Raw genomic sequence first — 13,139 nt, forward strand, 5'->3', positions numbered from 1 at the left:
TGAGTCGAGAATCTCGCAGCGCGGGATGAGACAGACTCCGAGTCTGTCATGGAAAGGTCATCAAGGGAGCCGTATGCCGGGAAGCATCAGAGACAGGGCCAGACACCGGGTGCGCGAGCACAGCCACTGGGTAGCGGCAATCGACCGCGCGCTGGGTCATTACGGCGTGGATCTGACCCATTCCAGCCTGGCCCTTGGATTGACCTCCAGCCGGCTGCCGAGTACTCCCTTCATAGAACAGGCCAATGCAAACCTGCTGTGGATTGAAGCCTCACGCCTGTCGGGCGATGAGTTTTTTGGTCTGCGTCTGAATCGGGCCCATTTCCCCTCGGCCATCAACCTCCTTGCATTGGCAGCCAGCACCACCGTCACCGTGGGCACCGCCATCGAACACCTGATCCGCTTCTTCCCTATCGTCAGCACCCAGGTGCGGCTGGACCTGACCCGTGAGGTCAGCGAGGCGACCCTGACGATACATCCGGTAGGCGAACCCCACGGTCAGCATATAGATGCGGTGCTGGGCTATCTGGGGCGCATCCTCAATCAGCTGGACGACGCCGGCAAGGGCCTGTTCCGGCGTGCGACATTGCGCAGGCCTCATGCGGACATGGAAACCTGCCATAGGCTGCTGGAATGCGACGAGGTGATCAGCGGCCCCTTCTATACCCTCGCTATTCCCCTTGCGCTGCTGGACCGGCCGCTGGCCACTGCTGATGCCTTCATCTGTACCCGGCTCACCGATACGCTGCAGGACATGCTGGCCAACCAGCCATCCCATGATCTGGTGGAGCAGGTCAAGCGCCGGGTGCAGCTGCTGCTCGGCTCCGGGGATATCAGTGTGGAGCGTATCGCCACCCCGCTGAACATCAGCCCGAGGCATCTGCGGCGCAAGTTGAGTCAGGAGGGGACTTCCTATGAGCAGCTGGTCGACGAGGTGCGACGGGAAACAGCGATCCGCATGATCGGCGAGGGTGAGCTGTCGCTGACCAGCATTGCTTACGAGCTGGGCTTTCTCGACCCGAGCAGCTTTACCCGTGCCTTTCGCCGCTGGACCAACATGAGCCCGACCAGCTTCCGTCAACAGGTGAACAGCGCGCCGGAGGCCGATGCTGGCGGGGGTTGAAGCAACGGCCCCTTCCCGCCTCTATCTCCGCTCTCGCAGGAGCCCTGACTCGGGGCGATTGATGATGGTCTCGACGCCGTTGCTGGCCCCCCGGGGCGCGCTTTGCGCGCCTATCGCCCCGGGGTCGGGGCTCCTACAAAAAAACCGTCGCCATGGAGCAGGCCGCCCCATCTCCAAACTGTAGGAGCCCCGACCTCGGGGCGATGGCGGCGGGCACGGTGCCAACTCAATCGCGGCCGGGAGGTCCGGCGCTCTGGCGATCACCCCACCGCCGGTACGCGTCCGGTGAGGATCGCCTGTAGCACGTCGGCACAGGTTTCGCGTCGGATGCGGTCGAACAGGGCGCGGGCTTCGGGGTAATTGCCGGAAAGCAGCACCAGCCACTGCTTGAGGCGGCCGGGGACGTGACGGTCCTGCACTATCCGCTCGCGCACCTGGCCGTAGAAGTCGATCATCCAGGGTTGCAGCGCCGACCAGCTCATCGCCTGCCCTGCTCCATCCAGAGCGGACTGCTGGATGCGCAGCGCAAGATCCGGGCAGGCCACCAGTCCCCGGCCGATCATGACCTGCTCGCAGCCGCTGATCTCCACAATTCGCCGATAGCTCTCCAGGTCGGTCACGTCACCGTTGGCCACCACCGGTACGCTCACTGCTTCGCGTATCCTGGCCAGCCACTCCCAGTCCGCGGGCGGCTTGTATCCCTGTTCACGGGTGCGGGCATGAACCGCAATCTCCGCGGCGCCGGCGCAGGCCAGTGCGTCGGCACACTCCAGCGTCTGACTGGTATCGCTGTAGCCCAGACGCATCTTGGCGGTCACCGGCACATCGGGAGGGAGCGCGGCGCGCACCGCTGACACAATCTGATGCAGGGTATCCGGCTCACGCAGCAAGGTCGCCCCGCCCCGGTGGCGGTTGACGGTCTTGGCCGGGCAGCCGAAGTTGAGGTCCACTGCAGGCGCGCCGAGCTCTGCCAGCAATGCGGCATTATGGCCGAGCCAGTGCGGGTCGGAGCCGAGCAACTGCGGATGCACCGGCACGCCTGTGGCGGTCTTCCAGCCGTGCAGGCTTTCCGGCACGATCCGCCGGATGCTGCCGATATTGAGCTGCCCTTGCGTCACGCGGATGAATTCGCTGACACAGCGGTCTACGCCGCCGATGCGGGTGAGGATGTCACGCATGGGGGCATCCACCAGCCCTTCCATGGGCGCGAGAATGATGCGGTGCTTCATGGCCTGATGCCGTGCTCGGCAAGCAGAGCCAGAAGCCCTGCTTCATCCATGACCGTGACACCCAGCTGCTCCGCCCTGGCCAGCTTGCTGCCGGCCCCGGGGCCGGCCACAACGCAGTGCGTTTTCGCGGAAACGCTGCCAGCCACCTTGGCGCCGAGGCCTTCCAGATGCTCCTTGGCAACATCCCGGGAAAAGGCCTCCAGCGTACCGGTCAGTACCCAGGTCTGGCCGCTGAGCGGCAGCTCGCTGCTGCTGGCCCGGGGGCTCTCCCAGTGCATGCCGAAATCTCGCAGCTGCTGTTCGATGTCCAGCACCCGCTGGCGCTGCTGCTCGTCAGCAAAGTAATCCCGCAGGCTGCTGATGGCCCTTTCGTTCAGGCGCTCGACCTGCTTCAGATCCAGCCAGTCGGCCTCGATGATGGCGGTCAGACTGCCGAAGCGGTCGGCCAGACGCTGCGCGCTGGTGTTGGCTACCGAGGGTATCTCCAGCCGCGCGATGAAGCTGCCGAGACTGACACTGGCGGCAAACTCCGGCGCCAGCGCGCCCTCTTCCTGGAGCTGAACGCCGCGCTCGAGCAACTGACGGATGACGGTCTGGTTATGTTCGTCCTCGAAGAAGGCGGTTATCTCATGGGCGGCTTCCGCGCCGATGTCGGGCAGAAATTGCAGCACCTCGGCCCGGGCCTGACTTATACGCTCCAGCGAACCCAGTGCCCGGGCCAGCAGCTTGGCCGTTTCCTCACCGACATCGGGAATCCCCAGAGCGTAGATGAACCGCGCCAGGCTCACCTGCTTGCTCTGCTGGATGGCCAGCAGCAGGTTGTTGGTGGATACCTCGGCAAAGCCCTCGAGCGTGATGACTTGCTCGTAGGTCAGGGCGTAGAGGTCCGCTGGCGAGGCGATCATTTCCCGCTCGATCAGCTGTTCGACGATCTTGTCGCCGAGGCCGTCGATATCCAGCGCACGGCGGGAAACGAAATGAATGATCGCCTGTTTGAGCTGAGCCTTGCAGGCCAACCGGCCGACACAGCGATAAACCGCCCCCTCGGCGACGGTCTGCCTGCCGCGACCACGCTTGATCAGCTGGGTGCGTTCCACCGCCGAGCCGCACACCGGGCACTGTTCAGGCACCTGTATCGGACGGGCATCGGCGGGGCGCATGTCGGTTATGACCTGCATCACCTGCGGGATGACGTCCCCGGCACGGCGGATGATGACGGTATCACCGATCATCAGACCGAGGCGCTGGACCTCGTCCATGTTGTGCAGGGTGGCATTGGAGACGGTCACGCCGGCCACCTGTACGGGCTTCAATCGGGCGACCGGCGTTACCGCGCCGGTACGGCCGACCTGGAATTCCACGTCCAGCAGCTCGGTCATTTCCTCGCTGGCAGGAAACTTGTGGGCGATCGCCCAACGCGGCTCGCGGGCGCGGAAGCCGAGCTCCCGCTGCCAGCCCAGGTCGTTCACCTTGAACACCACGCCGTCGATCTCGTAGGGCAGACTGGCACGCCGCTCGCCGATGTCGCGGTAGTAGTCGAGACAGGCATCGATACCTTCCACCAGCTGGAGCTCGCGGCTGATCAGCAGGCCCCAGCCCCGCAGGCGATGGAGGATGCCGACCTGGTTGTCCGGCAGCTCGCCCTCGAAACGGCCAATGCCATAGCAGCAGAATTCCAGGGGCCGCTGGGCGGTGATGCTGGCATCCAGCTGACGAAGGGAGCCGGCAGCCGCGTTGCGCGGGTTGGCGAATGTCTTGCCGCCGGTTTCACGGGCGCTCTCGTTCAGACGCTCGAATCCGGCCTTGGTCATGTAGACCTCGCCGCGCACCTCGAGCACGGCGGGCCAGTCATTGCCCCGCAGTTTGAGGGGGATGTTGCGTACCGTGCGGACGTTGGCGGTGATGTCCTCACCGGTGGTGCCGTCGCCCCGGGTGGCGCCCCGGGTAAGCACGCCGTTCTCATACAGCAGGCTGATGGCAAGACCATCGAGCTTGGGCTCGCAGCAATAGGCCACGTTGCTGCCTTCTCCGAGCAGGTTGCCTTCGGGGAGGTCCAGTGCGCGTCGAATGCGGCGGTCGAAGTCGCGCATGTCGTCGTCCGCGAAGGCATTGCCCAGGCTCAGCATGGGTACGTCATGACGCACCGGGGCGAAGGCGCTGGAGGCCATGCCGCCTACCCGCTGGGTGGGCGAGTCGGGCGTGACGATGTCGGGGTTGGTTTCTTCCAGTGCGCGCAGCTCATTGAACAGGCGGTCGTACTCCGCGTCGGGCACCGTGGGTTCGTCGAGCACGTAGTAGCTGTAGTTGTGCTGGTCGATCAGTTCACGCAGCTCTTTGGCGCGCAGGGCCGGGTCGGGTTGTACGGTCATGGTCGATAAGGTCGTCACGCTGAAACAGGGGGTGTGATTGTAGCAGGGATGGGAGCGGGCTCCGAGTTGGGCACGGAGGCCCGATCGCCCCGAGGTCGGGGCTCCTACAATCTGGAGAGTGCGGCGAAGCTGGAGAGTGTGGCGAAGTTGGAGAGTGTGGCGAAGTTGGAGAGTGTGCGAAGCTGGAGGGCGCGGCATGTTTTTTGTGGGAGCGCCGACCTCGGCGCGATCGGGCTGCGCAGCAGCCCCGCCGGAAGCACGTGATATCAACCGGGCGCGCTATGCACGCCATCGCGCCGAGGCGGTCCGGCGCTCCGGCGGCGCTCATACAACGCGGTGGGCGTGAAGGGGCCGAACAGTCCGTGGGGTCCGAGCAGCTAGCGCCGCTGGCTCATGCGTTTGCGCTCGAATTCGGCGATGCGCTGGCGGTAGTGTTCGATGGTCTGGGCGGTGAGAACGCTGCGGTGCTCATCCTTCAGGTCGCCGCCCAGTTCCTGGGCCAGCTTGCGCGCGGAGGCGATCATCAGGTCCAGCGCCTGTTTGGGGTGGCGCGGGCCGGGCAGGCCCATGAAGAAGCTCACGGCACGCACATGGCTGTGTTCGAGTTCATCAGGGTTGAATATGCCGGGTTTGAGGGCGTTGGCCATGGAGAACAGCACATCGCCGTTGCCGGTCATGCTTTCATGACGATGGAAGATGTTCATCTCACCGAAGCGAAGGCCACTCTCCATGATGCTCTGCAGCATGGCGCCGCCGGGGAAGCCTTCCTCGCTGCGCGCCACCACATTGATGATCAGTACCTCTTCAGGCGCCGCGGGCTCCCGGGCAGGGGCAGGCTCCGGCTCGGTTGTGGCGGTGGCGGTGGCGGTGATGGGCTCGGGCTCACGCTGTTTGCGCACGGCACGTTTGCGCTCGGGCTCCGGGGCGGGAGCAGCCACCGGTACCGGCTCGTCAAGATCCAGCCCTACCTGCTCGGGCTGATGCGCCGCGCTCGGCTCGGCTTCCTGCACACCAGAATCGAGGTCGCCAAAGGACGGCTCTTCCCGCTCGGCGCGCCCTACCACACGGACCGGCCCGAGCAGCTCGTCATGCTCGCCGCTGTCCGGCAGGTTCTTGAGATTGCGTTCCAGCTTGAACCGTATGCGCGAGCGGCCGCCCATGCGCCTCCAGCCATCAAAAAGTATGCCCGCAATCACCAGAAGGCCAATAACGATCAGCCATTCACGCAAACCAAAATCCATGAATATCGTGTTCCCGTCTGTTATGCCTTAGCCCGCGTACGACAGTACCATGGCTGCATGGCACTTTGCACCGGGCGATTCTACACCTCTGCCAGCGCAGCCGCCTCTTCGACATTGACTGTGACAAGCCGTGAGCACCCAGGTTCATGCATGGTCACCCCCATCAGCTGGTCCGCCATTTCCATGGCGATCTTGTTGTGGGTGATATAGATGAACTGCACCTTGTCCGACATCTCCTTCACCATGCGCGCATAGCGACCGACGTTGGCGTCGTCCAGCGGGGCGTCCACTTCGTCCAGCATGCAGAAAGGTGCTGGATTCAGCTTGAAGATGGAGAACACCAGGGCGATGGCCGTCAGCGCCTTCTCGCCCCCTGAGAGCAGATGAATGGTGCTGTTCTTCTTGCCCGGCGGACGCGCCATGATGGTCACACCGGTATCGAGCAGGTCATCGCCGGTCAATTCCAGCCAGGCGCTGCCGCCACCGAACACCTTCGGGAACAGCTCTTGCAAACTGCCGTTAACCTTGTCGAAGGTATCCTTGAAACGACTGCGGGTTTCCCGGTCGATCTTGCGGATGACCTGCTCCAGCGTCTCCAGCGCCTCTTCCAGGTCGGCATTCTGTGCATCCAGATAGCGCTTGCGTTCGGATTGCTGTTCGTATTCCTCGATGGCGGCGAGGTTGATGGCGCCCAGGCGCTGGATCTGGGTGTCCAGGCGCGCCAGCTGCTGCTCCCATTCGGTCTCGGTGGCTCCCTCGGGCAGAGTGGCGATCACGCCGTTCAGGTCGTAGCCGGCTTCCAGCAGCTGCTCCTGCAGCCCTTGACGACGGGTCTGCATGTCCCGAGCCAGCAGACGCTGTTCGTCGAGCTGGCCCCGGATGACCTGCGCCTGCTGTTCGGCCTGGTTGCGGCGGCGGTCCTGCTCGCGCATCTGCTGGTCGACCTGCTCAAGCGCCTGGCGGGCAACGCCCAGATCCTGCTCGGCCTGCACCCGGCGCTCAAGCAGCTCTTCCAGCTCGAAGCGCTGATCCTCTTCCGGCCCCTGGGCCTCTTCCAGCTGCATCTGCAGCTGCGCGCGGCGCTCGGCCAGGCGTTCGGCCTGCGCCTTCAGCCGCTCCAGCCCCTGGCTGGTGGAATCTATCTGGGCTCGCAATGATTGCACACGCAGCGCAAGCTGGTGGGCACGGTCTCGGTTCTGCCGCGATTGCTGGCGGGCGGCTTCCAGCTGTTCTCGCACCTGCTCGCGTTGGGCGGTGAGTTCTTCCCTGCGGGCGCTGTCCTCGGCCATGCGATCCAGCGCGTGCTGCAACATCAGGCGGGATTCGCCGAGCTGTTCAAGCTCGTCGCTGCGCTGGGCGCGGATGTCTTCAAGGTCGGCCTGGATGCGCTCGCGGCGCGCGTGGATCTGTTCCAGTCGCACCTGACGGGCAGAACTCTGCGCCTTGAGCTCGCCCTGCTCCCGGCCGATCCGGGCCAGGCTCTGCTGCAGCCCATCGCGTTGCTGCTCCAACTGGTGAATGCGCTCGCGCAACGTGGCGATTCGCTCTTCGTCGGCAGCCAGCTGCTCCTGCTGCAGCTCCAGACCGGCCTGCAGCTCCTGGATCTCCTGCTGCCGCGCCAGCACGCCCGACTCCTGCTCGGCGCCGGCCCGGTAGCGCAGCCAGTTGCGACCAAGCCAGTGGCCCGCCGGGGTAACCAGAGATTCATGATCGGCCAGCGTGCCGCGCAGGGCCAGTGCCTGCTGTAGATCACTAGCCGTCCGCACACTGGCCAGCCAGGGCGACAGGTCCAGTGCCGATCGAACCTTGCTCAGCAGCGATTCAGCGGCCGTAGAGGATGCCGCTCCGGCATCCGCTCTGCCAATCAGCCGGAGCTCGCCCTGCTCGAAGCCATCGATCATCTCTGCGATGCCTTCCAGGCTGTCCAGACTGACTGCCTGAAGGTCCGCCGCCAGCACCGCTTCGACCGCCTGCTCCCAGCCCGGCTCAACCTGCAGCTGGGCAGCCAGCACCTCGGCATTCTCCAGACCCTGCTCGCGCAGCCACTGCTGGACGCCGGCGCCCTGATCCAGAGCTGCCTGCTGCAGGGCTTCGAGAGAGGCCAGACGGCCGCCGTGACGCTGATACTCGCCGCGACGGATATCCAGTTCCTGGCTCAGCGCGGCAAGGCTGTCACGCTCCTGCTGCAGGTGGTCGACGACGTCATCCAGTTGCTGCTGGTCGGTCTCGCTGCGCAGCTCCAGCTCGGCAAGCTGCTCGGCCAGTTCCGCTACCTCGTCCTCCAGCCCGTCGGCAAACAGGCCGGCGCCCTCCTCTTCCAGCCGCTGGATGCGCTCACCGAAACGCTCGACGCTCTGCTCCAGATGACGGATGCGCGACTGTTCCACCTCCGCCTGCTGACGCGGTTCATTGGCCTGCAGGTTGAACTCGTCCCAGGCGCTCTGCCACTGCTGCATGGCCTCTTCGGCCGCCAGGGTGGCCACAGCAGTGTCTTCATCGGCCGCGCCGGCCATCTCGAGCTCGGGCTCGGCCTGGGCGAGCTCGGCACTGAGATCAGCCAGCAGCGCCTGATCCTGGGTCAGGTGACTCTGGGCCTCCTGCCAGGCCTGTTCGGTCTGCTGCAGATCTTCCTGCAGCTGGCGCTGGCGGTCGCGGCTGAACTGCAGGGTCTGCTCGATGCGACTGATATCAGCGCCGATGCTGTAGTAGCGGGCCTGCACCTGATTGAAGCTGTCGTTCAGCTCGGTGTGCCGGTCGCGCTGCTTCTCGATCTCGCTGTCGGCGTTGCGCTGGTCGGCAATGATGGCTTCCAGCGCCACTTCCAGGCTGCGCACCTGATGCTCGCGCTCGCTGGTGCGGGCATCCAGCGTCTGCCAGCGCAGGGCCTGCAGCTGGGCCTTGAGGTGGCGCTCATCGGCCTTCCACGCCTTGTATTTTTCCGCCGCCTGGGCCTGGCGGTGCAGATGAGCGAGCTGACGTTCGAGCTCCTCGCGCAGGTCGGTGAGGCGTTCCAGGTTTTCATGGGTGCGGCGGATGCGGTTCTCGGTTTCCCGGCGGCGTTCCTTGTATTTGGAGATACCCGCGGCCTCTTCCATGAACAGCCGCAGCTCGTCGGGCTTGGCCTCGATGAGTTTTGAAATCATGCCCTGCTCGATGATTGAGTAGCTGCGCGGCCCCAGGCCGGTTCCAAGGAAGATGTCGGTGATATCCCGCCGGCGGCACTTGGTGCCATTGAGAAAGTACTGGTTCTGGGCGTCCCGGGTTACCCTGCGGCGAATGGAGATCTCGCTGTAACCCGCATACTCGCCCTGCAGGGTGCCGGCGCTGTTGTCGAATACCAGCTCGATCGACGCCTGGCCCACCGGCTTTCGGGTATTGGAGCCATTGAAGATGACATCGGTCATCGACTCGCCACGCAGGTTCTTCGCCGAGCTTTCGCCCATCACCCAGCGTACCGCATCAATGATGTTGGACTTGCCACAGCCGTTCGGCCCCACCACAGCCGCCATGTTGCTGGGAAAGTGAACGGTGGTCGGGTCGACAAACGACTTGAAGCCGGCCAGCTTGATGCATTTCAATCGCATTGAATGGGTCTTTCCTTGGGCGAAGCAGCCATGAAAGCTGCCTTTTTACCCCCTATGCCCTGCAAAGAGAAGCCCCGCATAAAAATCCGCCCCTGTCTACTAGACTAAAAGCGCGGCACCACTGTGGTTTTATACCAGCCGAGTCCGGCACAATTTCCCGCTTGCTGAAAAGTGCAGCATGCGGGAGGCGCTGTGCCCTCTGCTCTGCCGGATTTCAATCCCTGATACGGAACTTTTAGATGCTTGAACTCGATAACACCCAACCCAGCGGCATTCCCGTCACACGGATAGTCGGTCTGCTGGTGGGCATTGCCCTTCTTCTGGCGACACTTGTCCTGCCTGCGCCCAGCGGCATGAGCGATGCGGCCTGGAAGGCAGCCGGGCTGATGTTCCTGCTGGCGGCCTGGTGGTCAACCGAGGCAATTCCGATCCCGGCCACCTCCCTGGTGCCTATCGTGCTGGTTCCTGCCCTCGGTCTGGGCACCGTGGCGCAGGCGACCTCGCCCTATGCCAACCCCATCATATTCCTGTTCATGGGCGGGTTCGTGCTGGGTCTGGCAATGCAGCGGTGGCATCTGCACAAGCGCATCGCCCTCACCGTGCTGCTGGCGGTGGGCAGCAAGCCCAGCCATCAGATCGGCGGGTTCATGATTGCCACCGCCTTCCTCAGCATGTGGGTCAGCAACACCGCCACTGCCATCATGATGCTGCCCATTGGCCTGTCAGTGGTCAGCATGTATGAAAGCGAACAGCCCGAGGCCGTGCGCAAGTATGCAGTGGCCCTGTTGCTGGGTATTGCCTATGCCGCCAGCATCGGTGGTATAGGCACATTGATCGGCACCCCGCCAAACGCGCTGCTCGCGGGCTTTCTGGCCAGTGAATACGACATCCAGATCGGCTTCGGCCAATGGATGCTGCTTGGCGTGCCGATTTCCCTGACCATGCTGCTGGTGGTCTGGGCCATGCTCGCACGCAGGGATTTTGGTCTCGCCGGCACTAACAGCCGTGACCTGCTGCGTCAGCAGCTGGCTGATCTCGGCCCCATGAGTCGCGGAGAAAAGCTGGTCGCCGTCGTGTTCCTGCTGACCGCCGCGGCCTGGATCTTCCAGCCGGTACTGTCCAATACCTTCCCCTGGTTGAACGACACCGTGATTGCCATCGCCTCGGCGATCATCATGTTCATGATTCCAGTGAATCTGAAGAAGCGCGAGTTCCTCATGACCTGGGAAAGCGCGTCGGTCATGCCCTGGGGCGTCCTTCTGCTGTTTGGCGGCGGGCTGTCACTGGCAGCAGCGATCAGCTCCTCGGGGCTGGCTGTATGGATTGCCGAGAGTCTGGGCATATTCGGCACCCTGCCGGTGCTGGTAATGGTGCTGTTGATCACCTCGGTGATCCTGTTCCTGACCGAGGTCACCAGCAACACGGCCACCGCTGCCGCCTTCCTGCCACTGGTTGGCGCGCTGGCGCTGGCTCAGGACGTATCACCGCTGCTGTACGCGGTACCTGCTGCGGTAGCCGCCAGCTGCGCCTTCATGATGCCGGTCGCCACGCCGCCCAACGCCATCGTGTTCGGCACCGGGCACATGAAGATCAGCGACATGATCAACGCCGGGTTCAAGCTGAACCTCGCCGGCGTGGCCATTGTCGGCATCATGGCGTACTACCTGATGTTCTGGGTGTTCGGACTCTGAGCCGAAACCTGCGTACCACCAAAAACCGCCGTACCTTACGGCGGTTTTTTTATGGCAGCGGACTGTCCATATCGCTTGCACGCTGTTGCTCGGTCCATAGCCGGGCATAGGCGCCGTTGGCCGCAAGGAGCTGCTGGTGGCTGCCCTGCTCCACGATCCGGCCATGGTCCAGCACCAGAATCTGTTCCGCGTGAACGATGGTGGACAGGCGATGGGCAATGGCCAGGGTGGTGCGGCGAGCGGATACGAGGTTGAGGGCATCGAGGATTCGCCGTTCCGAGTGGGTATCCAGGGAGGCGGTGGCTTCGTCGAGGATGAGCACCGGCGGGTTCTTCAGCAGTACCCGGGCGATGGCTATGCGCTGCTTCTCGCCGCCGGAGAGCTTCAGCCCGCGCTCGCCTACCTGGGTATCCAACCCCTGCGGCAGACGCCGGACGAAGTCTTCCAGCTGGGCCATGCGCAACGCCTGCCAGATCTCCTCTTCGCTGGCGCCGGGTCGACCATAGGCGATATTGAAGCCGATGGTATCGTTGAACAGCACGGTATCCTGCGGCACAACACCGATGTGCTGGCGCAGGCTTTCCTGGCTGACGCTGCGGATGTCCTGCCCGTCGATACTGATGCTGCCGCCATCCACGTCATAGAAGCGGAACAGCAAACGCGCCAGGGTAGACTTGCCAGCGCCGCTGGCACCTACCACCGCCAGCGTATGCCCCGCCGGGATGGTGAAGCTGACCCCATGCAGGATCGGTCGATCCGCCTGATAGGCAAAGGCCACATCGTCGAAGCTGACGCTGCCTCCGCTGACCTCGAGTTCCGGCGCTGCCGGCAGGTCGCGCACCTTTACCGGCGCGTCCAGCAGGCCGAACAGCCGCTCGATGTTGATAAGCGCCTCGCGGATCTCGCGGTAGATGAAGCCGAGGAAGTTGAGTGGGATAAACAGCTGGATCATGTAGGCATTGATCATCACCAGCTCGCCCAGGGTCATGGCGCCACTGGCGACCTGATTGGCGGCCATGACCATCAGCAGTGTCACCGAGCCGGCAATGATCAAGGCCTGACCCGAATTCAGCGCGGCCAGTGACAGCCGACTCTTCATCCGCGCCGATTCCCAGCCCTCCAGATGCTCATCGTACTGGCGGGCCTCGAACTGCTCGTTGCCGAAGTACTTGACCGTTTCGTAGTTCAGCAGGCTGTCCACGGCTCGGGTATTTGAGCGGTTGTCGAGTTTGTTGGTCTCGCGCACGAAGCGGTTGCGCCACTCGGTGAAACTGATGGTGAACAGGCCGTAGAGCACCACCGAACCCAGTACCGCAAGAGCGTACATCGGGCTGAAGTTGATCAGCAGGATCCCCGCGATCAGCGCGATTTCCAGCAGGGTCGGGATAATGTTGAACACCATGAAGCGCAGCAGAAAGCTGATGCCGCTGGTGCCGCGCTCGATATCCCGGGCCAGGCCACCTGTGCGCCGGGAAAGATGAAATCCCAGATCCAGCCGATGCAGGTGTTCGAACACCTTCAACGAGATGCGCCGCATGGCGCGCTCGGCGACCCGGGCGAACACCGCGTCACGCAGCTCGGAGAAGAACACGGTGGCAAAGCGCAGCAGCCCGTAACCGACCAGCAGCGCCACAGGCACCAGCACCAGCGCGTCGGTAGCGTTCTCGAAGTGCTCGACAATCAGCTTGAGCGCCCAGGGCACCGCCACACCGGCGACCTTGGCCAGGATCAGACAGGCCATGGCCAGCATCACCCGGCCAGGGAATTCGCTCAGATAAGGCAGCAGACTGCGGATGATCCGCCAGTTGACCGGACCACCCGCATAGGAGTTATCACTTCTTGGGCGCACTCATTACCTCGAAATGCCATTCAGCCGAGCCGGCAGTCTAGCATCCGGGGGGC

7 protein-coding genes are annotated in these 13,139 nt (G+C 63.9%); 2 read left to right on the forward strand and 5 right to left on the reverse strand.

What is annotated here, in order from left to right; all coding sequences use genetic code 11:
- The first annotated feature begins 73 nt into the window (after positions 1–73).
- Complete coding sequence (locus tag IEW63_RS06265) at positions 74–1,123, forward strand: helix-turn-helix domain-containing protein (protein WP_188635753.1); 1,050 nt, start codon at positions 74–76, stop codon at positions 1,121–1,123.
- 260 nt (positions 1,124–1,383) lie between these two features.
- On the opposite strand, the gene IEW63_RS06270 is transcribed toward IEW63_RS06265, so the two are convergent.
- The 4 genes from IEW63_RS06270 to smc form a co-directional block, all read right to left on the reverse strand.
- Positions 1,384–2,352 carry a tRNA dihydrouridine synthase gene (locus IEW63_RS06270; RefSeq protein ID WP_188635754.1) on the reverse strand — a complete coding sequence of 323 codons (969 nt, stop codon included), beginning with the start codon at positions 2,350–2,352 and terminating at the stop codon, positions 1,384–1,386.
- Complete coding sequence (gene ligA, locus IEW63_RS06275; protein WP_188635755.1) at positions 2,349–4,721, reverse strand: NAD-dependent DNA ligase LigA; 2,373 nt, start codon at positions 4,719–4,721, stop codon at positions 2,349–2,351. The genes IEW63_RS06270 and ligA overlap by 4 nt, the downstream gene beginning before the upstream one ends.
- Before the next feature lie 377 nt (positions 4,722–5,098).
- Positions 5,099–5,962, reverse strand: coding sequence for a cell division protein ZipA (gene zipA, locus IEW63_RS06280; protein WP_188635756.1), 864 nt, complete (start codon positions 5,960–5,962; stop codon positions 5,099–5,101).
- 80 nt (positions 5,963–6,042) lie between these two features.
- Positions 6,043–9,546, reverse strand: coding sequence for a chromosome segregation protein SMC (smc, locus tag IEW63_RS06285; RefSeq protein ID WP_188635757.1), 3,504 nt, complete (start codon positions 9,544–9,546; stop codon positions 6,043–6,045).
- A 239-nt stretch (positions 9,547–9,785) separates the two neighbouring features.
- Here smc and IEW63_RS06290 point away from each other — a divergent pair, with 239 nt between their 5' ends.
- The gene (locus IEW63_RS06290; protein ID WP_188635758.1) at positions 9,786–11,237 is read left to right on the forward strand and encodes an SLC13 family permease; all 1,452 of its coding nucleotides are present in this window, start codon (positions 9,786–9,788) and stop codon (positions 11,235–11,237) included.
- 49 nt (positions 11,238–11,286) lie between these two features.
- Here IEW63_RS06290 and IEW63_RS06295 read toward each other — a convergent pair whose 3' ends face one another.
- Positions 11,287–13,086, reverse strand: coding sequence for an ABCB family ABC transporter ATP-binding protein/permease (locus IEW63_RS06295; RefSeq protein WP_229710367.1), 1,800 nt, complete (start codon positions 13,084–13,086; stop codon positions 11,287–11,289).
- Between the last annotated feature and the right edge of the window lie 53 nt (positions 13,087–13,139).

Origin of the sequence: Halopseudomonas pertucinogena, assembly GCF_014646575.1 — a bacterium.
Taxonomy (GTDB): Bacteria; Pseudomonadota; Gammaproteobacteria; order Pseudomonadales; family Pseudomonadaceae; genus Halopseudomonas; species Halopseudomonas pertucinogena.